This window comes from Pseudomonas sp. CYM-20-01, assembly GCF_023169845.1.
Classification (GTDB): Bacteria; Pseudomonadota; Gammaproteobacteria; order Pseudomonadales; family Pseudomonadaceae; genus Aquipseudomonas; species Aquipseudomonas azotoformans.
The window spans coordinates 927,498-951,359 of sequence record NZ_AP025169.1 but is presented as its reverse complement, the minus strand read 5'-3'; the positions used below and the strand labels follow the sequence as shown (position 1 = coordinate 951,359).

Sequence of the window (23,862 nt, the reverse complement as noted above, 5' to 3'; positions counted from 1 at the left end):
ACATTAACGTCCCTTGATCACCAGATCCGCCGGCGTCTCCCCCACCGCCTGCCAGTTCGGCCGGTACATCGACTCCACCTGCGGCGGCGGCACACGATAAGTCCCGGGCGTCACCGCCCGCGCCAGGTACAGCAGGTGTGTGGTGCCGGAGCCGTCCAGGTTGATCGCCGCCACGTAGCGGTCGTCACGGAACTCCTGGTGCTTGAGCGAGGCGTTCTGCATCGACTCACGCCATTCCTTCACCTGGCTGCTGGCGTTTTCCAAGCTGGCGGCGCTTTGTGCCAGGTTCTGGTTTTCCAGCTCCAGGCCGGCCGGCAGCAAATCCACCACCAGGGCATCCGGCACACGCTGCTTGGCGCTGACCGCCAGATGCACCAGTACCAGCTCCCCGCTGTTGAGGTTGCGCAGGTTCAGCGGCTGGCCGTTCATGCCCAGGTATTCGCGGCGGATGCTCAGGTTGTCGCCACCGGCTGCCGGTGGCACCTGTGGATAACCCGAGATCGTCAGCTGCTGGTACACCGGTGCGTCCCCCTGATTGCTCAAGGTCAGATCGCTGGACAGCAGCTTGCCCTCCAATTCCAGCGTCGAGTGTTGGTTGCTCAATGCCTGCACGCCGCCACTGCCGGTCAGCGACACCTGCCAGTTCGCCTCTGGCTTGGCAAACCCGAGGCGCCCGGCCAGGAACAGCGAGTTGCGCTCCTGGGTCGACAGGTACGGGCTGGCCGCCAACTGATCCGAGAGGATAAACAAGCGCTCCTCACGCTTGCCCTTGGCCAGGTCGTTCTCTTCCAGCAGGGCCAGGATCATTGCCTGGTCCCGCAATGGGCTGCCGTAGTCGGCCAGCCACTCATTGGCGTTACGCTGCGTCGCCAACCCCGCGAGCAAGGCCTGGTCGGCACGCGGCTGGTCGCCCATGTTCTGCAGTGCGATAGCCAGCTGCACCAGCGGCAAGCCGGAGCGTGCATCGCTGCGTCGTTCGAAAATACTGCGCAGCGCCCCCAATGGCGCCTGTTGACTGCGCGCCAGCACCATGCCGGCGTAGGCCTGTACGGCGAAGCGCGTGTGGTCGGTGTTGTCGCTGTAGTCGACGTCGATCAGGTTGCGTTCCTGCACATAACGCAGCAGGCGCTCGCTGGCCTTCTTCAAGGCTTGCGGCGGTACGGCAAAGCCCTGGTCGCGGGCACGCAACAGGAAGTCGGTGACGTAGGCCGTCAGCCAGTATTCTTCTTCGCCATCGGCGCCCCACAGACCGAAGCTGCCGTTGTAGCGCTGCATGCCTAGCAAGCGTTCGATGCCCAGCTCGATCTTGCGTTTACGTTCGCTGTCCGACTCGCCCTTGATCGACAGGCGCTTGAGCAGCGCATCGTCGGCATACAGCGACGGGTACAGGCCGCTCGCGGTCTGCTCCAGGCAACCATAAGGGTAGGCCTTGAGTGCACTGATCTGCGCACCGAGGTTAAGCGGCGGCCGGCTCGACAGGCTCAACAGCGCCTGGCGCCCTGATGAGTCGAACTGATCGAGCGTGCCTGCCGGCAGGCTCCACGGCTGATCCTTGAGCACCGCGCGGTAATGCTTGAGCAGTGCCGGGTACGCCGGGCGTACGCCCAACGTCCATTCACGGGTGAACGGCGGCAGGTTTTCACCCGGCAGGTCCAGCCCGTTCACGGTGACCTTGACCTTGCCCTGCCCCAGACCGCCCCAGGCTTTCACCGGGATGCGCAGGGTGGTGCGCTGGCCTTGTTTCAACTCGACGGTTTGCGCGCCAGCGTTGACCAACTCCAACTGCCCTTCGGCGCTCAGTTGCACATCCAGCTTCTGCGCCTGGCCCGACAGGTTGGACAGGTCCATTGCCAACGTGGTCTGGTCACCACCGGCCAGGAAGCGCGGCGCCGACAGCTCGGCAATCAACGGCGCGGCGATCACCGTCTTGGCTTCGGCCATGCCGTAGCGGTCATCGGTCCAGGCCTGGGCCATCAGGCGCAGTTCGCCGTTGAAGTCAGGGATATTGACGCTGACTTCGCCCTCGCCCTGCTCGTTCAGGGTCACCGGCGCGCTTTGCAGGGCAACGATGGTCACGCTGGTGTCCGGGCGCTTGCCGCCCTTGGCCAGCGCCGCATCACCGCCGAATGCCAGGCTGGCCAAGCGCCCCTGCCCGGCTTCGATCAACTGGCCGTAGATATCGAACTGGTCCACGCCGTAAGCCTTGCGGCCGAACAGGCTGGAGTACGGGTCCGGCGTCGGGTATTCGGTAATGTTCAAGATGCCCACGTCCACCGCTGCCACCAGCACATGCACCTGTTTCGGCACACTGCCATCGGCGTTTTTGGCGGCGACTTTCACCGTCAGCGGCTGTTTGGGGCGCATTTTTTCCGGCGCGGTGAGGGTCACGCCGAGTTTGCGCTGGGTGCGATCCAACGGCAGGTGCAGCAGGCCCACGGCACGTTTGGGCGTGATGTTGGCTTTGCGCTCGCCCGGGCGAATCACCAGGGCACTGACGTACAAATCATGCCGCGACCATTTCGGGTCGAGTTTCACCGCAAAGCTTTTGCCCTCGGCCGGTACATCGATTTCCTGCCACCACAGCGGCCCTTCGGCGGACTCCACCAGCAGGTAGCCTTTACCGGCAGCGGGCGGGGTGACGGTGACATTGGCGGTATCGCCGTCGCCATACGCCGGTTTGTCCAGCGCCAGCTTGACCTGATCGGGGCGCACGGCGCCGCCTTCAGTGTTGTCCTGGGCCTGGTAGCCGGCCCAGAAGCGCAGGCTGCTGACCAGGCCGGTCTGCGGATCTTCCACCTCGACGCGGTACGGGCCCCACTCCACCTGGAAGCTGACCTTGGCCGTGTCGCCGGCCTTGATGTTCAGGGTCTGTTCGTCGAGGTTGAGGAATTTCTCGTTGAAGTGGTAGCTCCAGCCGTCGCTCTCGGAGTAGTTCCAGTAGTAGTCGCGGCGCTCGCGTACCAGGCGCACCTTGAGATTCTGCGCGGCGAGTTTCTGCCCGTCCTGGTTGGCCAGCAGCACTTCGAACTCCGCCGGGCCATCGCCGTTGGTTTCCTTGCCGTCAAACAAGCCGCGCAGGCCCGGCAGTTGCTCGGCCGGCCAGATAGGCTGCACCAGGCGCCGGGTGATCGGTCGCCCGCCCGACTCGTGCAGGCTGGCTTGCACGATCAGTTGCAGCGGCGACTTAGCCTCGGCCCACTTGCTTTCCAGGGTCAACGCTTCCTGGCCCTTGGCGTCGAGCACGCTTTCGTCCAGTTCGAAATCCTGGCTCAGCTCTTCTTCAGTGACGGAGCCGAACTGATAGCCCGGCAGCGACTTGACCGCTTCGCGCAACGGCCGCACATAAATCTGTCCACTGACCCGGTTGCCCGATGCCGGCGCACCATAGAGGTAGCGTCCGGTCACTTGAATCACCGGGTTATCCGCCGGGTTCAATGGGGTATCGCTGCCCTTGAGTTCCAGCGCCAGGCGCTCGGGCAGGAAGTCTTCGACGAGGAATTCATACAGTTGCGGCTTGCCATCGCCCAGGTCGAACACCAGCTGCCAGCGCCCGGTTGGGGCTTCGCCGGCCAATTGCAGTTGATATTGATAGAGGCCGGAGGCGTCGGCATCCCACACGAATTTGCGACTCACCTGTTCATCCGGGCGGCGCACTTCAACACTCACCGGCTGCGGTTTGACGGCATTGCCATCCTTGTCGCGCAGCAGGGCGTTGAGCAGCACGGTTTCGCCGGGGCGATACAGGTCACGCGGACCGAAGACAAAGAACTGCAAGGGGTGGGAAGGCTGACCGCCGATGTCGAACTCGGCCAGGTCCAATGCGGCGCTGTCCAGACGCAGCATGCTGGTCTGCTCGCCCTGCTTGGCCAGCAACACCTGGGCCTTTTTCGGCAACGGCAACTCGGCGTGGCCGCCCTTTTCGGTCTTGCCCTGGCCGACCACACGGCCCTCGGCGTCGAGCACTTCAAGGTCGACGCCGTCCAGTGCCTTGCCGCCTTCCAACGCCTGCGTAAACACATCCAGGCGATTGGCGTAGCGGTGCACCGACAGGCCGATATCACTCAAGGTGAATAGCGTGGCCGGCTGGGAATAGTTATAAGTGCCGGAGGCGCGCATTACCGCCAGGTACACACCCGGCTGCTGCAACTGCTTGAGGCCGGCGATCGGCAGCAACAGGGTTTCGCGGGTGTTGCGCGCCGGGTTCAGGTCGAAGCGACCGCCGTAGACCAGGTCGGCCAGCGGCAGCAGTTCGCGGGATTCATAACTCTGCAGGCTGGTGTTGCGCCCCCACTGCGCGAGGAAGGTCGGCAAGGATTCGGGCTTGATGCGGAAGAATTCGACGTCGATCTTGTCGACGTTCAGCGCGATCACCGGCAACCCTTCGGCCAGGCGCGTCGGCAGCAAGGTGCCACGGCTGGCGAAGCCGACGGTGGCTTGCAGGTCGCGGGTTTCCAGGCGGGCGCCGTACTCGGTGGCGAGCGTGTTGCCGTTGACCGCCTTCAGCCCGGCATCGACGGTGAGCACCAATTTGCGCTGCGGCTCCAGGTGACGCAGGCGCAGTTCCATCAGATTGTCGGAGATTTCCCAGGCGCCATCGACCTTGCCGGACTTGCTGTCCACCAGGTGGAGTTTGTCGGCGAATTTCTGATCGGGGTCCAGCGGAATGGAAAAGCTCACGGACAGGGTGCTGGCCCCATCGAGCTGCACTTCGGACACATCCACCACACTCAACTCACGCCCGGCGTAGCGCTGCTTCAGCGCGGCCACGTCCACCGCCGCCTTGGCCGGCTGGGGTGCACCCGTCGTAGCCGCAGGTGCGGTCGGGGCTGACGGTTTATCGGAGGAATCGCAGGCGCTCAGCAGGGCCAGCGCACAGGCCAGGAACAATCCTTTGTTAAACATGGGGCACTCGTTGTGAGAGGGGTCCGAAGGGTGAACTATATATCAGCCCGCAGGGAGCCGATGTGGTGCTGGTCACATTGACCGACGGAGGGTGCTTTGGTTCTTGATGGGACGCAATGTCGAGCCAAATCCCACAAACACTGGAGATCCAAAGGTGGGAGGGGGCTTGCCCCCGATTGCAGTATGTCAGTGGGTGAATCTGGAGCTGACCCACCGCAATCGGGGGGCAAGCCCCCTCCCACATTGGTTCTGCAGTGAGATAAAGGGCCCGTTACAATGCCGCTCCCCCAAGGAGCCCTCATGCCCACCCTACTCACCGACTGGCGCCACCGCCCCACCCACCGCCGCGTCTGGGCCCTGGCCGCGCCGATGATCCTGTCGAATATCTCGGTGCCCCTTGTGGCCCTGGTCGACAGCATGGTCATCGGCCACCTGCCCCACGCCCATCAACTGGGCGCCGTGGCGGTCGGGGCCAGCCTGTATACCTTCCTGGCCTGGGCCATGGGCTTCCTGCGCATGGGTTCCACCGGTTTTGCCGCACAAGCCGCCGGGCGCAATGATGGGGCCGCGTTGCGACAAATCCTCCTGCAAGGCCTGCTGCTGGCGCTGGGCCTGGCAATGCTATTGGGCACGGTGGGCATACCGCTGAGCCAGCTGGCGCTGGAGTGGATGCAGCCCTCCCCGGAACTGAATCAACTGACCCAGGCGTTTTTCCACACCCGCCTGTTCGGCCTGCCTGCCGCCCTTGCCAGCTATGCACTGGTGGGCTGGTTCCTCGGCACGCAGAACGCCCGTGCGCCGTTGGCGATCCTGCTGACCACCAATCTGGTCAACATCGCCCTGAACCTGTGGTTTGTGCTGGGTCTGGATTGGGGGGTGGTCGGCTCAGCGCGGGCGTCCGTTATCGCCGAATGGACCGGCGCCTTGCTGGGCCTGGCGATGACGCAAAAAGCCCTGCGCGCCTACCCCGGCCATATCGCCTGGGCAGCACTGAAACTATGGGAGAGCTGGCGCCCGTTGCTGGCGGTGAACCGCGACATCTTCATCCGCAGCCTTGCGCTGCAATCGGTGTTTTTCATGATCACGGTGCAAGGCGCACGCCTGGGCGACGCCACCGTGGCGGCTAATGCACTGCTGCTCAACGGCCTGTTGCTGACGGCCCATGCGCTGGACGGCTTGGCCCATGCGGTGGAAGCCTTGTGCGGCCACGCCATCGGCGCCCATGACCGCCAGGCCTTGCGCCGTTCATTAGTGGTCGCTTGCGGTTGGTCGTTGATTGCCAGCGTCGGCTTTGCCCTGTTGTTCACCTTCGCCGGCCATTTGTTTATTGCCATGCAGACCGATATCCCCAGCGTGCGCGAGACCGCCGATATCTACCTGCCCTACCTGGCCGTGTTGCCCTTGATTGCGGTGTGGAGCTACCTGCTGGACGGGCTGTTCATCGGCGCCACCCGTGCACGGGAAATGCGCAATGGCATGTTGCTGACCGTGGTGATCCTGCTGCCATTTGCCTGGGCGTTGCAGGGGTTCGGCAACCACGGGTTGTGGATAAGCTTCCTGCTGTTCATGGCCCTGCGCAGCCTTACTTTGTGGGCGATTGCCTGGCGCTTGAACCGACAGGATCAGTGGCTTGGATAAACACGGTGACCCGATCCAGCACCGGCGCCAACCAACGCAACGGCCTGGACAGGGAGGCCACCAGCGTCTGGTGGTTGGTCCTGGAGAAGTAAAACGCTTCTACCGGCACGCCGGCCGCGCGCAACTTATTAGCCAAGCCGCCAGTATTGCGCGTGGGGTTGACCAGATTGTCGTCCGTTGACGCCATTACCAGGCTCGGCGGCGCATCGGCACTGACGTGGTTGATCGGCTGAGACTCAGGCGGCGAGTCAGGGAAGAAGAACACCGGCCGTACGTCCTTATTTTCAATGGGCAGAAAATCATACGGCCCGGCCAGTCCGATCCAGCCTTTGAAAATGGCAGGCGATAAGCCCACCGCATTCAACCAGCGCGCATCCAGCGCCAACATCGACGCGTTATAGGCGCCGGAGCTGTGGCCCATCACATAGAGCCGCTGCGGGTCAGCGCCGTATTCGGCGATGTGCTGGTGGGTCCAGGCCACCGCTTGAGCGCCATCCTGGAGAAACGCGGGGTAACGCACTTGGGGATAAAGCCGGTAGTCGGCAATCACCACGACAATACCGCGTGACGCCAGGGCTTCGCCGACGAAACCGTAGTCGTCCCTGGAGCCGCTGTTCCAGCTGCCACCGTAGAAAAACACAACGACGGGCGCGTTGGCGATGGCGGGAGCGGGACGGTAGATATCGAGTTTCTGGCGCGGATCAGCGCCGTAGGCGATGGCCGCGGTCTTGGTGAAGGTGCTGGAAGGGGTGAGGGCGTTGAGGACTTTGATGGGGGAGCAGGCGGCCAAGAATGCGGCCACTGCCAGGGTGAACACTTGCGGCCATTTGCTCAACATTGCTCAGCCCTCAGACAATTTCAGGATCAGCACTGCGTCAAATGTGGGAGGGGGCTTGCCCCCGATGGCGGTGGATCAGGCAACTTAAGTGTTGCTGATGTACCGCTATCGGGGGCAAGCCCCCTCCCACATTTTTTACGAGGACAGGTAGGAAGACCGGGTCAAGCCCAGGCGCAACGCATCCAGGAACTGCGTACGCTCACTGGCGCTGATCTTCGCGCTCGCACACTTGTCACGGTAGTGCGTCATCAACTCCTCCGGCGACAAGTGCACGTAGCGCAGCATGTCTTCGATGGTGTCGTGGGTCTCGATACCGGCGCTGTACACCGAACCGTCTTCACGCTGATAGATGTTCACCGAATCGGTATCACCGAACAGGTTGTGCATATCACCGAGAATCTCTTGATAGGCGCCCACCAGGAAGATCCCCAGCAAGTAGTCTTCACCTTCGTTCAAGCCGTGCACCGGCAGGCTGGTCTCGATGCTCTGCTCGTCGACGTACTGCTTGATCTTGCCGTCGGAGTCGCAGGTCAAGTCTTGCAGTACGGCGCGGCGCAGCGGCTCTTCGTCGAGGCGGTGCAGCGGCAGGATCGGCAATACCTGGCCGATGGCCCAGGTGTCCGGCAGGCTCTGGAACACCGAGAAGTTGCAGATGTACTTGTCGGCCAGCTTGTCGTTGAGTTCGTCCAGCACCTGGCGGTGCGAGCGCTGGCGGGCCTTGAGCGAGTTGTGCAGGCGGCGGCATACGGCGAAGTAGCACTGCTCGGCCAGGGCTTTTTCGGCCAGGGTCAGTTTGCCGTCGGCATACTGGGTGGCCACGTCACTCATGTAGTGGGTGGCGCGCCAGTAGGTTTCGGTGACCATCTCGATGTCGGTCGGGCCGAGCAGGTCCACCAGCCACTGCACGGTTTCCGGCAGGGCTTCCTTGTTTTCGATGGTCGGGATTTCGTCGTTGTGTTTCTCGACGTCGGTGACCTGCACCACCAGCATGGCGTGGTGGGCGGTCAGGGAACGGCCGCTTTCGGAAAAGATGTTCGGGTGCGGCAGGCTCTGCGCGTCGCAGAACTCCTTGAGCATGCCCACGACCACGCCGGCGTAGTCATCCATGTCGTAGTTGATCGAACTGGCGTTACGCGAGTGCGTCCCGTCGTAGTCCACGCCCAGGCCGCCACCGACGTCGATGTGGTCCACCGGCAGGCCGAGGTTGCGCAGTTCGCCGTAGTAACGAATGGCTTCCTTGAAACCGTGCTGGTAGTCGGCCAGGTTGGCGATCTGCGAGCCCATGTGGAAGTGCAGCAGGCGGATGCCCTGGTCCAGGCCGGCCGCACGGAAGCGCTCAACCACCGACAGCAGTTGCGCCGCCGACAGACCGAATTTGGATTTCTCGCCACCGGTGTCCGCCCACTTGCTCGACGCCAGCGACGACAAACGCACACGCAGGCCAACCTGTGGCTTGACCTTGAGGCTGGCGGCCTCTTCGATCACCAGCTCAACTTCGGATTCTTTCTCGATCACGATGAACACGTTGTGGCCGAGCTTCTGGCCCATCAGCGCGAGGCGGATGAACTCACGGTCCTTGTAACCGTTGCAGACGATGGTGCCGCCCTTCGGCGCCAGGGCCAATACCGCCAGCAGCTCGGGCTTGGAGCCGGCTTCCAGGCCGATGGACACGTTCTGGGTGGCAATGATGTTTTCGATCACCGCTTCCTGCTGGTTCACCTTGATCGGGTACAGCGCGGTGTACTTGCTCTGGTATTCCAGGCGCTCGATGTTCGAATCGAAAGCACCGGTCAGTTGGCGTACACGGTCTTGCAGGATGTCGGGGAAGCGCACCAGCAGCGGCAACGACAGGCCGCTCTTGCGCAGTTCGTCGACTTGCTCGTACAGGTCGACGGGCGTGCTGTTCGGGCCGTTCGGACGGACTTCTACGCGACCGGCTTCATTGATCGCGAAATACCCGGCCCCCCAATGGCGAATCCCGTAAACACTGCGGCTGTCCGCAACTGTCCATTGGCTGCCATCGTCTTTGCGTGTGCGTCGTACGGACATCGAAGTCCCCTATAAATGAAGGCGAAAGCGCCGCCCCTGGTTGAGGCTGGCGCAGTCTAAAGAATGAAAATGACGATTTGCCTGCGTGCAAGGTAGGACCCCACGCGCAGGACAGAGTTTAGACACAGGTCGGGAAGAGGCTTTCAGCCGCCGGACTTCTTGGCCTTGTACCCGAGTTTGATCAGCTCGGCCAACAGCAACTCGACGTGATCGCCCTGGATCTCGATGACACCGTCTTTCAACGCGCCACCGGTGCCACAACGCTTTTTCAGCGTGGTGGCGAGTTCCTTCAGCGCATCTTCGGCCAGCGGCACACCGGTGATGGTGGTCACCGTCTTGCCGCCACGGCCTTTGCTCTCGCGGCGCACGCGGGCAATACCGTCGCCTTCGGGGATCAGGGTCTGTTTGCAGGTACACGAATCCACGGGCTGACGACAGTCCGGGCAGTGTCGACCTGCGTCGGTGGAAAATACCAGGCCACCAAGGGCGGCGAAGGATGCGGCTTTTTTGGCCACCGGCAATCCTCTTGGGAGGATGAAGACTGATCGATCAGGATGACCGACCGCGAAGCCCCACTCAGGCAGGGGCAGCGCTACCGAACCGCCAAGGCGGTTCGGGTGAAAAGTCGCGCAGTGTAACCACAAAAAGCCGACTTGCTAAGAGCCAAATGGCGCCAATTTATGCAACTTTAGCGACGTAAGGCCAGATAGCGGCGCAAGCCTTCCTGGGCGTCCGGGCAGTAGGGCTTTTGCTCAGCCTCCTGCAGGACGGTGTCGATAGGTAAAAAGCGCGCCTCCATGACCTCTTCCGGCTGCAGGCACAGTGGCCCGTCCCAGATGGCGGAGTAGGATTTGCACCAGAGCCGGCTATCGCCATCTTCGAAATAGAAATGGTCATGTTCGACCAGTTCCACCCCGCCGACGCCCAGTTCTTCTTCCAGCTCGCGAGCCGCCGACACGGCGTAGGATTCGCCCGCAGCCACCATCCCGCCCGCCGCCGTGTCCCAGAAACCGGGGTACATGGCTTTGCTCAGGGTGCGCCGGTGCACACACAGCTCACCGGCCGAATTGAACAGGAAGATAAAGGTGCAACGGCCGATCAACCCGCGCTGGCGCAGATCGGCCCTGACAAGACTGCCGAGCAGAGTGTCCTGCTCATCGACCCAGCAGATCAGTTCGGCATCGGAAGCCGCGCGGTGGGCGGCCTCCTTTTGAGTAGCGTCCATCATCAACCCTGGTTGAGGAGCTGACGCAAGTCGATCACTGCAGCGTTTGCCCGGGAAATATAGTTGGCCATCACCAGCGAATGGTTCGCCAGTACACCGAAGCCACTGCCGTTAAGAATCATAGGACTCCACACCGGTTCCTGCGAGGCTTCCAGCTCACGAATGATCTGGCGCACGCTGACGGTGGCGTTCTTCTTGGCCAGGACGTCGGCAAAGTCCACTTCGATGGCGCGCAACAGGTGGGACAGGGCCCAGGCCTGGCCACGGGCTTCGTAGAACACGTTGTCGATCTGCATCCATGGGGTTTCCACCACTTCTTCATCAACCTGCGGCACTTCACCCGGCGCCAGCGCTTCGGTTTTCAGCGCGGTGTTCAGTTTCACGCGACCCACACTGGCCGACAGGCGCTGAGACAGCGAGCCCAGGCGGGTGGCGACGTCGCCCAGCCAGTTGTTCAGGTTGTCGGCCCGCGCATAGAACAGCGCGCCCTTCTGGTTCGGGTCGGACAGGCGCGCCTCATAGCGGCTCAGGGAATTGATGCCTTCCTGGTATTCCGATTCGCTGGACGGCAGCACCCAGCTCTTGTTGTCGAAGTTGAAGCGCGGCTCGGCCTTGGCCAGATCCGCATCCTCGGCCGATTGCGATTGGGAGCGGGCAAAGTCTTTGCGCAGGGCGCGGGTCAGGTCACGTACCTGCACCAGCACGCCGTATTCCCAGCTCGGCATGTTGTCCATCCACAGGCCAGGCGGGAAGCGGTCGTTGGAAATGTAGCCACCCGGCTTGTTCAGCAAGGTACCGACCACAGTCTTGAGGGTTTCGACGGTGGTAAAGCCCACCACCATCTGCTTGCCGTCTTTTTCGGCGGCAAGCTGTGCATTCTGCTGGACCGGGAACAGCGCCGGCTCTTCGCTCCAGTACCAGCCCAGGGCGCCCGTGACCAACAGGTACAGGCCGAGCACGCTGAGCACGGCGCGGCTCATCAGCAAGGTACGAAAATAGCTGCGGTTGGCCGACTTGGGCTCAGGGGCGGGGCCTTTGGCACTGCCTGCACGGTTTTTCCAGTCCAGCATGGCGATATCCTTTCAATCACTTGAGTTCATGCACTTGAATTGATGGCGTGCGTTCAAACACTCCGACCACAACCCTACCCCATCGTGCCCGCCCGTGCGGGGCTTTTCGCCAAACTGGCGCACAGAGGGTGTTGGACTATAAAGGATGCACGCTTTTTACGCCGAGCGACCAGCGGGTCAGCAACTGAATACTCCGCACGCACAGTTTATTGACGTATGACACTCATCCCATGGGAAAGAGGTGCTAGCATAGAGCCATCAGTCGACCTCAGCATGCACCCTCACTAGTAGTCAGGATATGACCGAGCCAGAAGACCCCAGCCGTGAGCGCCTCAAGCAGCATTTTGCCCAGCGGGTAATTCATCAGGCACGTCAAATTCTTGAGATCTGGCAGCGCCTGCAACGCAGCGAGTGGTCCGGCACCGACCTTTCCGAACTCAGCGAGGCCAATCTGCGCCTGCTGCGCTTTGCCGAGCGTTTCGAACAGCCGGAACACAGCCAGCTCGCGCACCACATCGGCGAGTCTCTCAAGGCCGTGAACGAAAACCGCGGGCGCCTGAGCAGCCAACTGATCACCGAACTCAACCGCCTGATGCAGCGCCTGTCCCGTACCGGCCTGCGCCAGGGCGACCAGCTTGAGCAAACCTTCCTGCCGCCGATGCGCAAGCCGATCTACGTGATGCTGGCCGATCACGACCGTGCCGAGCGCCTGGCCAAGCAGTTGGAGTTCTTTGGCATGAGCGCCCAATCCCTGGACAGCGTGGCGGCGTTTCGTGCGTCGATGGCCGAGCGCCTGCCTTCGGCGATTGTGATGGACGTGGATTTCTGCGGTGCCGGCCTGGGCCTCAAGCTCGCCGCCGAAGCCCAGGAAGGCCTGGAACAGAAGCTGCCGCTGCTGTTCTTCAGCCTGCACGAAACCGACACCCCGACCCGCCTGGCCGCCGTGCGCGCCGGGGGCCAGGAATTCCTCACCGGTACGCTGGAAGCTTCCAGCCTGCTGGAAAAGATCGAAGTACTGACCTGCGTTGCCCAGTACGAACCGTATAAAGTGCTGATCATCGACGATTCGCGGGCCCAGGCACTGCACACCGAGCGCCTGCTCAACAGTGCCGGCATCGTCACTCGCACCTTGATCGAGCCGATCCAGGCCATGGCCGAGCTGGCGGACTTCCAGCCCGACCTGATCATCCTCGACATGTACATGCCCGCCTGTACCGGCACCGAACTGGCCAAGGTCATCCGCCATAACGACCGTTACGTCAGCGTGCCGATCATCTACCTGTCGGCCGAAGACGACCTGGATAAGCAACTGGACGCCATGAGCGAAGGCGGTGACGACTTCCTCACCAAGCCGATCAAGCCGCGCCACCTGATCACCACCGTGCGCAACCGCGCGGCGCGGGCGCGCAACCTCAAGGCGCGGATGGTACGCGACAGCCTGACCGGCCTGTACAACCACACCCACATCCTGCAATTGCTCGAAGACTGCAGCTTCCGCGCGCGCCGCGAGAACAAGCCATTGAGCTTTGCCATGCTCGACATCGACCACTTCAAGCGGGTCAATGACAGCCACGGCCACCCCATGGGCGACCGCGTGATCAAGAGTCTGGCGCTGTTTCTCAAGCAGCGCCTGCGCAAGACCGACTACATCGGGCGCTATGGTGGTGAGGAATTCGCCATCGTGATGCCCGACACCGATCTGGAATCGGCCTGCAGAGTGCTGGATGAAATCCGTGGGCGCTTTGCCGAGATCCACTACCCGGCGCAACCCCAGGATTTGTGGTGCACCTTCAGCGCAGGACTGGTGGAGCTGTGCGACGGCTCCGATAGCCTGATGATGGCCGCCCAGGCCGACGAGGCGCTGTACCGTGCCAAGGACGCTGGGCGCAATCGTGTGCAAGCCGCACGCACATCAAAGCAAAGTGCCATCTTTTCACCGGAATCCACTGATTCCGTCATAACTTTGTAACGGAAACGCAATAACTTCAGGCACTTATCTTTTGCTGTCGGTTGAAACCACGCATGCGCCTGAAGCTGCTGACCAATCTCAATACCCTTCTTCTGGTGGCCGTGTGCCTGGCGCTGGGGGCGACGTTGTGGTGGTCGCAACGGGCGCTGGAGCGGCCCTATTTGCTGATGGAGCGCTACCTGGGCCTGTCGCAGAGTTTCCAGAACGAAGCCGCGCGCAATATCGACGACTACCTGGCCAGCGGCGACGCCCTGCGCTTGAGCAGCGCGGGCCAGAGCCTGGAAAGCCTGGTACAGCATCTGAATGAACTGCCGGCGGACCTGGCGCAGAACCTGCGCCCAAGCCTGGTGGACCTGGATGCGTTCAGCAAGACCGACTTGCTGGCGGCCGGCAAGCTGGCAGGCGACCCGCAAGCCTTGCTGCTGCAAGCCGAACGTGAATTGGGCGCCAACCTGGAGCAACTGAGCCAGTACGCCATCGGCGTGAGTTCTCCCGAAGCCGCCCGCTATCTGCCGCCGTTGCTGGCCGCCTCCCAGCATCTGGGCAAGTTGTCGCTGGCCCGCGACAAACTGGTGAGCAGCGGGCGTGCGGAACTGGCCGACGATGTGGAACGCGAAGTCGGCAACATTCGCAGCCAGGCCGACCTGCTGGAGCAACTGCCGTTGCTGGGCGTGAAGGCCAGCGCCGAGTCCAGCGCCGATGATTTTTCTGCGCTGATGGGCCTGGAGAACAGCGAAAAAACCGAAGCCCAGGACACCGGCGTCGACCTCAAGCGTGAACTCAACAGCCTGCTGACCCGCTACCCCGCCGAACTCAAGCGCACCCGCGACCAGATCCAGCAACGCACCGACCTGGCCGCCAAAACCCACCAGAAAATCAACACCGTGCAACAAGCCATCGCCGGCCTGGAGCCGGTCGTGCGTGCGCAACACGCCAAGATCCAGGGCGAAGTGCGCCTGATGCAAGGGCTGATGATTGGCCTGATCCTGTTGATCGCGCTATTGATCGACACCCTGCAACGCAAGCTGGCGCGAGTGCTGACCAACCTGGCGCCAGCCCTGTCGACTTGGGCCGAAGGTGACTTCAGCCGGCCGATTGCCCTGGGCAAGACCAACCGCGAACTGCACGATATCGAAGCGTCTCTGAACCGCCTGCGCGCCTACCTGGTGGATTTGGTCGGCACCATTCGCGGCAACGCCGAGGAAGTCGCCGGCAGCAGCCGCACCCTCGCCGAACTGAGCAGCGGCCTGCACGACGGCGCCGAACGCCAGGCCGGGGATACCGCGCAGATCCGTGATTCGCTGGGCGAACTGGAAGCGACGATCCAGCAAGTCGCCGGCGACGCCAGCCAGGCTGCCGGTGCCAGTCGCAGCGCCGGCCAGGCGGTGGAGCAAGGCCAGCGCGTGATCGGCCTGAGCCTGACCGGGCTGCATGCCCTGGTGGGCGAAGTGCAGCAAAACGCGCAGATGATCGAAAAACTCGCTGAGGAATCTGCCACCATCGGCGGGGTACTCACGGTGATCCGCTCGATTGCCGACCAGACCAACCTGCTGGCCCTCAACGCCGCCATCGAGGCCGCCCGTGCCGGTGAAGCCGGACGCGGTTTTGCCGTGGTGGCCGACGAGGTGCGCTCGCTGGCCCAACGCACCGCTGGCGCCACCGCCGAAATCCAGACCTTGATCGCCGGGCTGCAAAGCGCCGCCCACCAATCGGTGCAAGGCATGCGCGCCCAGGTCGAACACGCCGAAGCCACCGCCCAGCAAGCCCAGGCAGCGGACGGTGCGCTGGATGAAATCGTCGGCGCGATCCAGACCATCTCCGAGACCGCCGTGCGCATCGCCGATGTGACCGCGCAGCAGAGTGGTGCCGTCAGTGAGATTCGCGACAACAGTGAGCGGATTCATCAGTTGGGTGAGGATAATTTGCTGCGCATTGGTCAGGGCCGACGCCAGGGTGAGCAGTTGTTGGTGCTGGGTGGGCAGCTCAACACTGCCGTTCAAGCCTTCCGCGTCTGACACGATCTCCACAGGATTCGAGACGGTGTTGCCAATGACCGAATCCAGCCCCACAGTCACAATTTTCGCGCTATCCTCGCTAATCGTGCCGCCTACTGCATAGAACTGGACAGTCACAAAGGCTTTGCGGCATAGTCGCCGGGTTCTGCCGTACCCACATCAATAACAAGGAACAGCCGATGGCGACCTTACTGGTTCTTCACGGACCCAACCTGAACCTGCTCGGCACCCGTGAACCGGGCGTCTACGGGGCAGTCACCCTGGAGCAGATCAACCTTGATCTCGAACGCAGGGCGCGTGAAGCCGGCCACCATCTGCTCTACCTGCAAAGCAATGCCGAGTACGAATTGATTGATCGCATCCATGCCGCGCGCGGCGAAGGCGTGGACTTTATCCTGATCAATCCCGCCGCTTTTACGCATACAAGTGTTGCATTACGTGACGCGCTGCTGGCGGTGAGCATCCCATTCATCGAAGTGCATTTGTCGAACGTGCACAAACGCGAAGCTTTCCGCCATCACTCCTACTTCTCCGATGTAGCGGTAGGTGTGATCTGCGGCCTTGGCGCCAGCGGTTACCGACTGGCCCTGGAGGCCGCCCTGGAACAACTTGAACAACCGGCCAAGCGCCCCTGACCGACCCTTGGGAGTTGATGATTCATGGATATCCGTAAAGTTAAGAAACTGATCGAACTGCTGGAAGAGTCCGGTATCGACGAGCTGGAAATCAAGGAAGGCGAAGAGTCCGTACGGATCAGCCGCCACAGCAAGACCCCGGCCCAGCAGTTCTATGCGCCACAGATGCAAGCGCCGGCTCCGGCCGCTGCTGCGCCTGCCGCCGCCCCTGCAGCTGCCGCTGCTCCAGCTGCCCCGGCCGCGCCTGCGCTGAACGGCTTCGTGGTCAAGTCGCCAATGGTCGGTACGTTCTACCGCACCCCGGCACCGACTTCGCCAGCCTTCGTTGAAGTCGGCGCTACCGTGAAAGTGGGCGACACCATCTGCATCGTTGAAGCGATGAAGATGATGAACCACATCACCGCTGAAAAAGCCGGCGTCATCGAATCCATCCTGGTAGAAAACGGTCAGCCGGTTGAGTACGACCAGCCGCTGTTCACCATCGTTTGAACCGCGGAGTGCCTTCGATGTTGAAACCTGCGAAGAAACTGGAAAAAGTCCTGATCGCCAACCGCGGTGAGATCGCCCTGCGAATCCTGCGCGCCTGTAAGGAACAAGGCATCAAGACCGTCGCTGTTTACTCGACGGCCGATACTGAATTGATGCACGTGAAACTGGCGGACGAAAGCATCTGCATCGGCCCGCCAGTGGCTACAAGCTCGTACCTGAAAGTCTCAAGCATCATCGCTGCAGCAGAAGTGACAGGCGCAACCGCCATCCACCCAGGCTACGGTTTCCTCGCGGAAAACGCCGACTTTGTCGACCAGGTGGAAAAATCCGGTTTTACCTTCATTGGCCCGAAAGCCGAGACCATTCGCCTGATGGGCGACAAGGTCTCCGCCAAGGAAGCCATGATCGCTGCCGGCGTGCCAACCGTTCCAGGTTCCGACGGCCCGCTGCCTGAAGACGAGGAAACCGCTCTGCGCATTGGTCGCGAAGTCGGCTACCCGGTGATCATCAAGGCCGCCGGTGGCGGTGGTGGTCGCGGCATGCGCGTGGTGCACAAGGAAGAAGACCTGATCGAAGCCGCCAAGCAGACCCGCTCCGAAGCAGGCGCCTGGTTCAACAACCCGATGGTCTACCTGGAAAAGTACCTGACCAACCCACGTCACGTGGAAGTCCAGGTACTGTCCGACGGACAGGGCCACGCCATTCACCTGGGTGACCGCGATTGCTCGCTGCAACGTCGCCACCAGAAGGTACTGGAAGAAGCCCCGGCACCGGGCCTGGACGAAAAAGCCCGCCAGGAAGTATTGGCGCGCTGCGTCAAGGCGTGCATCGATATCAACTACCGTGGCGCGGGTACTTTCGAGTTCCTGTACGAAAACGGTCGTTTCTACTTCATCGAGATGAACACTCGCGTGCAGGTAGAGCACCCGGTCTCGGAGATGGTCACCGGTATTGATATCGTCAAGGAGATGCTGAGCATCGCCGCGGGCAACGTGCTGTCCTTCACCCAGGACGACGTGAAGATCCACGGCCACTCCCTGGAGTGCCGGATCAACGCCGAAGACCCGAAAACCTTTATCCCGAGCCCAGGCCTGGTCAAGCATTTCCATGCTCCAGGTGGCAACGGCGTTCGCGTCGATTCGCACCTGTACAGCGGCTACAAGGTTCCGTCCAACTACGACTCGTTGATCGGCAAGCTGATCACCTGGGGCGCCACCCGCGATGAGGCCATGGCCCGCATGCGCAACGCCCTGGATGAAATCGTGGTGGATGGCATCAAGACCAATGTCCCGCTGCATCGGGAACTGGTACGTGATGAAGGCTTCTGCGAAGGTGGTGTGAACATTCACTACCTGGAACACAAGCTGGCCAACCAGTAAGTGCTCCAAACAACACAGCCGCCTCCGGGCGGCTTTGTTGTGTCTGGGCCCTGGAATTTCTGGATGTACAGGGTCCAATGTGGGAGGGGGCTTGCCCCCGATGAGGGAGTGTCAGTTGATGCAGCTGTGTCTGATCCATCGCCATCGAGGGCAAGCCCCCTCCCACATTTGATCGGTGTATGTCGTCTTCTTCTGTGCGCTCGCGTAAACTTGCGCCCTTTCGCAGCCCCACCCCGCTGCACACTCATTTTTTCAAAGGTGCCCGCCATGCCTTGGCTGCAAGTCCGTCTCGCCATCAGCCCAGAACAAGCCGAAACCTATGAAGACGCTTTCCTCGAAGTAGGCGCTGTCTCCGTAACATTCATGGACGCCGAAGACCAACCGATCTTCGAGCCCGAACTCAACACCACGCCGCTGTGGTCCCACACCCACCTGCTGGCCCTGTTCGAAGACGGCACCGACGCCAACGCCGTGCTGGCCCATATGGAACTGCTCACCGGCGGCCCGCTGCCAGAGCACCACAGCGAAGTCATCGAAGACCAGGACTGGGAACGCAGCTGGATGGACAACTTCCAGCCGATGCGTTTCGGCCAGCGCCTGTGGATCGTACCGAGCTGGCATGCCGCGCCCGAGCCCGACGCAGTCAACCTGCTGCTGGACCCGGGCCTGGCATTCGGCACCGGCACCCACCCGACCACCGCGCTGTGCCTGGAATGGCTGGACGGCCAGGACCTGACCGACAGCCACGTGCTGGACTTCGGTTGCGGCTCGGGGATCCTGGCGATTGCCGCCCTGCTGCTCGGCGCCAAGGAAGCCGTGGGCACCGACATCGACGTGCAAGCCCTGGAAGCCTCCCGCGACAACGCTGGGCGCAACAACATTCCTGAAGGCAAATTCCCACTCTACCTGCCGGAGCAACTGCCCCAGGTACAGGCCGACGTGCTGGTGGCCAACATCCTCGCCGGGCCGCTGGTGGCGCTGGCGCCGCAACTGTCGAGCCTGGTCAGGCCGGGCGGCCGCCTGGCGCTGTCGGGCATCCTGGCCGAGCAGGGCGAAGACGTCGCCGCCGCCTACGCCAAGGATTTCGAGCTGGATCCGATCGCCAACCGCGATGGCTGGGTACGCATCAGCGGTCGTCGGCGCTAGAATGAGCGCTTGCCTGAATCGGATGGCCGCATGACCGACAGTTTCGTCACCCAGTGCCCGCATTGCCAAGCACGCTTTCGCGTCAGCCACGCTCAATTGAGCGTGGCCCGTGGCGTGGTGCGCTGCGGCTCGTGCCTGCAAGTGTTCAATGCGGCCCGCCAGCTGTTGGAGCAACGCGGCCAGGCGCCGGCGCCGCAGCCCGAGACCACTGCCGAGGCACCGCGCGCCATCAGCCAGAAACAGTGGACCGCCGAAGAGCTGGACCTGGACAACCTGGACCTGGACGAAGAACTGGCCAAGCTGGAACGCCGCGAGATTCAGCACACCCTGCCCCCGGGCGCAGAACGCCGGCATGCGGGCGCCGATCGTCGACAAAAGGACGAGCCTCTCAGCGCCAGCCGCGACAGCGTCAAGGCCGAAGAAGAGAAATGGGCGGCAAGCCTGTTCAGCGAGCCGCCTGAAGAGCGCCTCCACGTCAGCGAAAACGAGCCAGAACCTGCGACCAGGCAGCGCACCGAACCGTCCATGTCGCTCCACACCGACGATCTCGACGATGAGCCACCCCTGCGCTCAACACCAGACGATGACGACATCGACCCACCGTTCACGCCGCTGACCAAAGCGGCCGACCCCGAAGATCGCCTGCCACCCCGCCGCAAGCGCCCACGCGCTGAAACCAGCGCCCATGACGATTTGCTCCAGGACCTGGAAGACGATCCGCTGCACCTCTACGCACACAAACGCCCGACGGGCCTGGGCCGTCGCCTGGTCTGGCTGCTGCTGGTCCTGATCGCCGCCGCCGGCCTCGCAGGCCAATACATCGCCTACCAATTCGACGACCTGGCCCGCCAGGACGCGTATCGCCCGTGGTTCCAGCAACTGTGCCCCACCCTGGGTTGCACAGTGCCGTCGCGGGTCGATATCGCCCATATCAAGAGCAGTAACCTGGTGGTGCGCAGCCACCCCGATTTCGCCGGGGCGCTGGTGGTGGATGCGATCATCTATAACCGTGCAACCTTCTCCCAGCCCTTCCCGCTGCTGGAGCTGCGTTTTGCCGACCTGAACGGCAACCTGATTGCCAGCCGTCGCTTCAAACCCGCCGAATACCTCAGCGGTGAGTTGGCCGGCGTTAGCGAAATGCCATCACAAACCCCGATCCATATCTCCCTGGATATCCTCGATCCGGGCAACAAAGCCGTGAATTACAGCCTGAGCTTCCACTCGCCCGAGTGAATCGGTTCATGCATTGAGGTTTGACGGCAGGTTATTGACTTTCCCCTGCGCAACCAAACCGCTGGCGATAAAGAAATAACTGTTCAGATTTTATCCAATTCAGCCTTTATCCAGTCATCGAGAGCGGGTATCATGCCAACCCTTTTTCGAACTCTAATGATCCGGCCCCACAACAGGGAAGTCCTATGTCGGCGGTACGCATCGGCCCATACACATTGCAGAACGGCTTGATCCTCGCCCCGATGGCGGGCGTCACCGACCAGCCCTTTCGTCAGCTGTGCAAGCGTTTGGGCGCGGGTCTAGTAGTCTCGGAAATGGTCACCAGCGACATGAGCTTGTGGAACACCCGCAAATCGCGGATGCGCATGATCCACGAAGGTGATCCCGAGCCGCGCTCGGTACAGATCGCCGGTGGCGATGCACAGATGCTGGCGGATGCGGCCCGGGCCAACGTGGAGTTGGGGGCGCAGATCATCGACATCAACATGGGCTGCCCGGCCAAGAAGGTCTGCAACAAGGCCGCCGGTTCCGCCCTGTTGAAAGATGAGCAGTTGGTAGCCGAGATCCTGCAGGCCGTTGTCGCCGCAGTGGATGTGCCGGTCACCCTGAAGATTCGTACCGGTTGGGACCGGGACAACAAGAACGGCCTGACAGTGGCGAAGATCGCTGAACAGGCAGGCATTACAGCGCTGGCGGTGCATGGCCGCACCCGCGCCGACCTTTACACCGGTGAAGCCGAGTACGACACCATCGCTGCGATCAAGCAGGCGGTATCGATGCCGGTATTCGCCAATGGCGACATCGACTCCGCCGAGAAGGCCCGGCGCGTGCTGCACGCCACCGGTGCCGATGGCTTGTTGATTGGCCGGGCCGCCCAGGGGCGTCCGTGGATTTTTCGTGAGATCGAGCATTTTCTGCGTACCGGTGAAGTGTTGCCGGCACCGGAGCTAATCGAGGTGGAACGTATTCTGCTAGAGCATCTGGCCGCCCTGCACGCCTTCTATGGAGATGTGATGGGAGTACGCATTGCTCGCAAGCATGTCGGCTGGTATCTCGCAACCCTGCCGGGCGCCAGGGAGTTTCGCGCCCACTTCAATCGTTTGGATGATACGGAAGCACAATGCGCCAACGTTCGTGAGTTCTTCAGCGAGCGTTACAAGAGCCTGGGGACAGGGGACGGAGAGGGGGTGGCCGCATGACGATGATGACCGAGACTTTAGTGAGTGGAACAACACCCGTGAGCGACAACGTCAATTTGAAACAGCACCTCAACACGCCGAGCGAAGAAGGCCAGACCCTTCGCGGGAGTGTCGAGAAGGCGCTGCACAATTATTTCGCCCACCTTGAGGGCGCTTCCGTCACGGACGTGTACAACCTGGTGCTCTCCGAAGTCGAGGCGCCCTTGCTCGAAAGCGTGATGAACTACGTCAAGGGCAACCAGACCAAAGCCAGTGAGCTGCTGGGCCTCAACCGTGGCACCTTGCGCAAAAAGCTCAAGCAATACGATTTGCTGTAAGCATTCAATCAAACCAGAAAGGCGCCCGCGTAAAACCGGTCGCCTTTTTTGCTGACTCCTTTGCTTTTGATGGAAATTGAAATGACCGACCAGACTACCCGCCTGCCGATCCGCCGCGCCTTGATCAGTGTCTCCGACAAGACCGGGATCCTTGAATTTGCCCGGGAGCTGGAAGCTCTGGGCGTGGAAATCCTCTCCACGGGCGGGACCTTCAAACTGCTGCAGGACAACGGCGTGGCCGCAGTGGAAGTGGCGGACTACACCGGCTTCGCAGAAATGATGGACGGTCGGGTCAAGACCCTGCACCCGAAGATCCATGGTGGCATCCTCGGCCGTCGTGGCACCGATGACGCGATCATGGCCGAGCACGGTATCAAGCCGATCGATCTGGTGGCCGTTAACCTCTACCCGTTCGAAGCCACCATCAACAAGCCAGGCTGCGACCTGCCGACCGCCATCGAAAACATCGATATCGGCGGCCCAACCATGGTGCGTTCGGCGGCCAAGAACCACAAAGACGTGGCCATCGTGGTCAACGCCAGTGATTACGCCAACGTATTGGAAAGCCTGAAGGCCGGTGGCCTGACCTACGCCCAGCGTTTCGACCTGATGCTCAAGGCGTTCGAACACACCGCCGCCTACGACGGCATGATCGCCAACTACATGGGCACCGTGAACCAGACCGCTGAAACCCTAAGCACAGAAGGTCGCAGCCAGTTCCCACGCACCTTCAACAGCCAGTTCATCAAGGCCCAGGAGATGCGCTACGGCGAGAACCCGCATCAGAGCGCGGCGTTCTACGTGGAGGCCAAGCCTGCCGAAGTGGGCATCGCCACCGCGACCCAACTGCAAGGCAAAGAGCTGTCCTACAACAACGTAGCCGACACCGACGCCGCGCTGGAATGTGTGAAGAGCTTCGTCAAGCCAGCCTGTGTGATCGTCAAGCACGCCAACCCGTGCGGCGTGGCCGTGAGCCCGGACGCTGAAGGCGGTATCCGCCAGGCGTACGAACTGGCCTACGCTACCGATACCGAATCGGCCTTCGGCGGCATCATTGCCTTCAACCGCGAACTGGATGCCGAGACCGCTAAAGCGATCGTCGAGCGTCAGTTCGTTGAAGTGATCATCGCCCCAAGCGTCAGCGAAGAAGCCCGCGCCATCGTCGCCGCCAAAGCCAACGTGCGCCTGCTGGCCTGCGGCGAGTGGTCGGCTGACCGCGCGGCGGCCTGGGACTACAAGCGCGTCAACGGTGGCTTGCTGGTACAGAGCCGTGACATCGGCATGATCGGCAGCGCCGACCTGAAAGTGGTGACCAAGCGCGCGCCGACCGAGCAAGAGATCAACGACCTGATCTTCGCCTGGAAGGTGGCCAAGTACGTTAAATCCAACGCCATCGTCTACGCCAAGAACCGCCAGACCATCGGTGTCGGCGCTGGCCAGATGAGCCGGGTGAACTCGGCGCGTATCGCCGCGATCAAGGCTGAGCACGCCGGTTTGCAGGTGGTGGGTTCGGTAATGGCTTCCGATGCGTTCTTCCCGTTCCGTGACGGCCTGGACAATGCCGCGAAAGCCGGTGTGACCGCCGTGATCCAACCGGGTGGTTCGATGCGCGATGCCGAAGTGATCGCCGCCGCTGACGAGGCCGGCATTGCCATGGTCTTCACCGGCATGCGCCACTTCCGTCACTGATCCAACATTGCCTGGTGGGCACTGGCTTCTGTAGGAGCTGGCTTGCCTGCGATAGCATCACCTCGGTGC

General features: G+C 62.1%; 17 protein-coding genes. 11 read left to right on the top strand and 6 right to left on the bottom strand.

Annotation, left to right across the window (positions count from 1 at the left end):
* Positions 1-3: 3 nt before the first annotated feature.
* A complete protein-coding gene (locus tag M2497_RS04050) occupies positions 4-4,902 on the bottom strand; it encodes an alpha-2-macroglobulin (RefSeq protein ID WP_248485925.1) in 4,899 nt (1,632 codons plus the stop codon).
* A gap of 300 nt (positions 4,903-5,202) precedes the next feature.
* Here M2497_RS04050 and M2497_RS04045 point away from each other — a divergent pair, with 300 nt between their 5' ends.
* Positions 5,203-6,540 (top strand): MATE family efflux transporter, encoded by a 1,338-nt coding sequence (locus tag M2497_RS04045; protein ID WP_248485924.1) that lies wholly within the window; start codon positions 5,203-5,205, stop codon positions 6,538-6,540.
* Here the strand turns inward: M2497_RS04045 and M2497_RS04040 are convergent.
* The 5 genes from M2497_RS04040 to M2497_RS04020 all read right to left on the bottom strand — a co-directional run bounded on the left by M2497_RS04040 (position 6,485) and on the right by M2497_RS04020 (position 11,722).
* On the bottom strand, positions 6,485-7,378 hold the full coding sequence (locus tag M2497_RS04040) for an alpha/beta hydrolase (protein WP_248485923.1): 894 nt from the start codon (positions 7,376-7,378) through the stop codon (positions 6,485-6,487). The genes M2497_RS04045 and M2497_RS04040 overlap by 56 nt on opposite strands.
* A 135-nt stretch (positions 7,379-7,513) precedes the next feature.
* Complete coding sequence (gene speA / locus M2497_RS04035; protein WP_071491593.1) at positions 7,514-9,427, bottom strand: arginine decarboxylase; 1,914 nt, start codon at positions 9,425-9,427, stop codon at positions 7,514-7,516.
* Between the two features lie 143 nt (positions 9,428-9,570).
* The gene (locus tag M2497_RS04030; RefSeq protein WP_005784408.1) at positions 9,571-9,942 is read right to left on the bottom strand and encodes a translation initiation factor Sui1; all 372 of its coding nucleotides are present in this window, start codon (positions 9,940-9,942) and stop codon (positions 9,571-9,573) included.
* Positions 9,943-10,115: 173 nt separating this feature from the next.
* Positions 10,116-10,652 carry an NUDIX hydrolase gene (locus M2497_RS04025; protein ID WP_248485922.1) on the bottom strand — a complete coding sequence of 179 codons (537 nt, stop codon included), beginning with the start codon at positions 10,650-10,652 and terminating at the stop codon, positions 10,116-10,118.
* A 2-nt stretch (positions 10,653-10,654) separates the two neighbouring features.
* Positions 10,655-11,722 (bottom strand): DUF2333 family protein, encoded by a 1,068-nt coding sequence (locus tag M2497_RS04020; RefSeq protein ID WP_248485921.1) that lies wholly within the window; start codon positions 11,720-11,722, stop codon positions 10,655-10,657.
* Positions 11,723-12,020: 298 nt separating this feature from the next.
* On the opposite strand from M2497_RS04020, the gene M2497_RS04015 reads away from it, so the two are divergent.
* The 10 genes from M2497_RS04015 (at position 12,021) to purH (ending at position 23,793) form a co-directional block, all read left to right on the top strand.
* On the top strand, positions 12,021-13,691 hold the full coding sequence (locus M2497_RS04015; RefSeq protein WP_248485920.1) for a PleD family two-component system response regulator: 1,671 nt from the start codon (positions 12,021-12,023) through the stop codon (positions 13,689-13,691).
* 53 nt (positions 13,692-13,744) lie between these two features.
* Positions 13,745-15,706, top strand: a complete 1,962-nt coding sequence (locus tag M2497_RS04010; RefSeq protein ID WP_248485919.1) for a methyl-accepting chemotaxis protein — start codon at positions 13,745-13,747, stop codon at positions 15,704-15,706.
* Between the two features lie 179 nt (positions 15,707-15,885).
* The gene (aroQ, locus tag M2497_RS04005; RefSeq protein WP_017136743.1) at positions 15,886-16,341 is read left to right on the top strand and encodes a type II 3-dehydroquinate dehydratase; all 456 of its coding nucleotides are present in this window, start codon (positions 15,886-15,888) and stop codon (positions 16,339-16,341) included.
* A 24-nt stretch (positions 16,342-16,365) separates the two neighbouring features.
* Positions 16,366-16,830, top strand: a complete 465-nt coding sequence (gene accB, locus M2497_RS04000) for an acetyl-CoA carboxylase biotin carboxyl carrier protein (RefSeq protein ID WP_010213489.1) — start codon at positions 16,366-16,368, stop codon at positions 16,828-16,830.
* 17 nt (positions 16,831-16,847) lie between these two features.
* Positions 16,848-18,209, top strand: coding sequence for an acetyl-CoA carboxylase biotin carboxylase subunit (gene accC, locus M2497_RS03995; protein WP_058423580.1), 1,362 nt, complete (start codon positions 16,848-16,850; stop codon positions 18,207-18,209).
* A 267-nt stretch (positions 18,210-18,476) separates the two neighbouring features.
* Positions 18,477-19,355, top strand: a complete 879-nt coding sequence (gene prmA, locus M2497_RS03990) for a 50S ribosomal protein L11 methyltransferase (protein WP_248485918.1) — start codon at positions 18,477-18,479, stop codon at positions 19,353-19,355.
* Between the two features lie 30 nt (positions 19,356-19,385).
* Positions 19,386-20,588, top strand: coding sequence for a DUF3426 domain-containing protein (locus M2497_RS03985; RefSeq protein WP_248485917.1), 1,203 nt, complete (start codon positions 19,386-19,388; stop codon positions 20,586-20,588).
* 185 nt (positions 20,589-20,773) lie between these two features.
* Complete coding sequence (gene dusB, locus M2497_RS03980; protein WP_016976994.1) at positions 20,774-21,787, top strand: tRNA dihydrouridine synthase DusB; 1,014 nt, start codon at positions 20,774-20,776, stop codon at positions 21,785-21,787.
* The gene (gene fis / locus M2497_RS03975; RefSeq protein ID WP_002555375.1) at positions 21,784-22,104 is read left to right on the top strand and encodes a DNA-binding transcriptional regulator Fis; all 321 of its coding nucleotides are present in this window, start codon (positions 21,784-21,786) and stop codon (positions 22,102-22,104) included. The genes dusB and fis overlap by 4 nt, the downstream gene beginning before the upstream one ends.
* A gap of 81 nt (positions 22,105-22,185) precedes the next feature.
* Positions 22,186-23,793, top strand: a complete 1,608-nt coding sequence (gene purH / locus M2497_RS03970) for a bifunctional phosphoribosylaminoimidazolecarboxamide formyltransferase/IMP cyclohydrolase (RefSeq protein WP_248485916.1) — start codon at positions 22,186-22,188, stop codon at positions 23,791-23,793.
* The last annotated feature ends 69 nt before the right edge of the window (positions 23,794-23,862 follow it).

What these genes read in the sequence shown, in the direction of transcription:
- M2497_RS04020 (WP_248485921.1), bottom strand. Translation starts at nt 11,722, where the DNA reads ATGCTGGACTGGAAAAACCGTGCAGGCAGTGCCAAAGGCCCCGCCCCT.
- speA (WP_071491593.1), bottom strand. Translation starts at nt 9,427, where the DNA reads ATGTCCGTACGACGCACACGCAAAGACGATGGCAGCCAATGGACAGTT.
- M2497_RS04040 (WP_248485923.1), bottom strand. Translation starts at nt 7,378, where the DNA reads ATGTTGAGCAAATGGCCGCAAGTGTTCACCCTGGCAGTGGCCGCATTC.
- M2497_RS04045 (WP_248485924.1), top strand. Translation starts at nt 5,203, where the DNA reads ATGCCCACCCTACTCACCGACTGGCGCCACCGCCCCACCCACCGCCGC.
- purH (WP_248485916.1), top strand. Translation starts at nt 22,186, where the DNA reads ATGACCGACCAGACTACCCGCCTGCCGATCCGCCGCGCCTTGATCAGT.
- M2497_RS04025 (WP_248485922.1), bottom strand. Translation starts at nt 10,652, where the DNA reads ATGGACGCTACTCAAAAGGAGGCCGCCCACCGCGCGGCTTCCGATGCC.
- M2497_RS04010 (WP_248485919.1), top strand. Translation starts at nt 13,745, where the DNA reads ATGCGCCTGAAGCTGCTGACCAATCTCAATACCCTTCTTCTGGTGGCC.
- M2497_RS04015 (WP_248485920.1), top strand. Translation starts at nt 12,021, where the DNA reads ATGACCGAGCCAGAAGACCCCAGCCGTGAGCGCCTCAAGCAGCATTTT.
- dusB (WP_016976994.1), top strand. Translation starts at nt 20,774, where the DNA reads ATGTCGGCGGTACGCATCGGCCCATACACATTGCAGAACGGCTTGATC.
- fis (WP_002555375.1), top strand. Translation starts at nt 21,784, where the DNA reads ATGACGATGATGACCGAGACTTTAGTGAGTGGAACAACACCCGTGAGC.
- M2497_RS03985 (WP_248485917.1), top strand. Translation starts at nt 19,386, where the DNA reads ATGACCGACAGTTTCGTCACCCAGTGCCCGCATTGCCAAGCACGCTTT.
- prmA (WP_248485918.1), top strand. Translation starts at nt 18,477, where the DNA reads ATGCCTTGGCTGCAAGTCCGTCTCGCCATCAGCCCAGAACAAGCCGAA.
- aroQ (WP_017136743.1), top strand. Translation starts at nt 15,886, where the DNA reads ATGGCGACCTTACTGGTTCTTCACGGACCCAACCTGAACCTGCTCGGC.
- M2497_RS04050 (WP_248485925.1), bottom strand. Translation starts at nt 4,902, where the DNA reads ATGTTTAACAAAGGATTGTTCCTGGCCTGTGCGCTGGCCCTGCTGAGC.
- accB (WP_010213489.1), top strand. Translation starts at nt 16,366, where the DNA reads ATGGATATCCGTAAAGTTAAGAAACTGATCGAACTGCTGGAAGAGTCC.
- accC (WP_058423580.1), top strand. Translation starts at nt 16,848, where the DNA reads ATGTTGAAACCTGCGAAGAAACTGGAAAAAGTCCTGATCGCCAACCGC.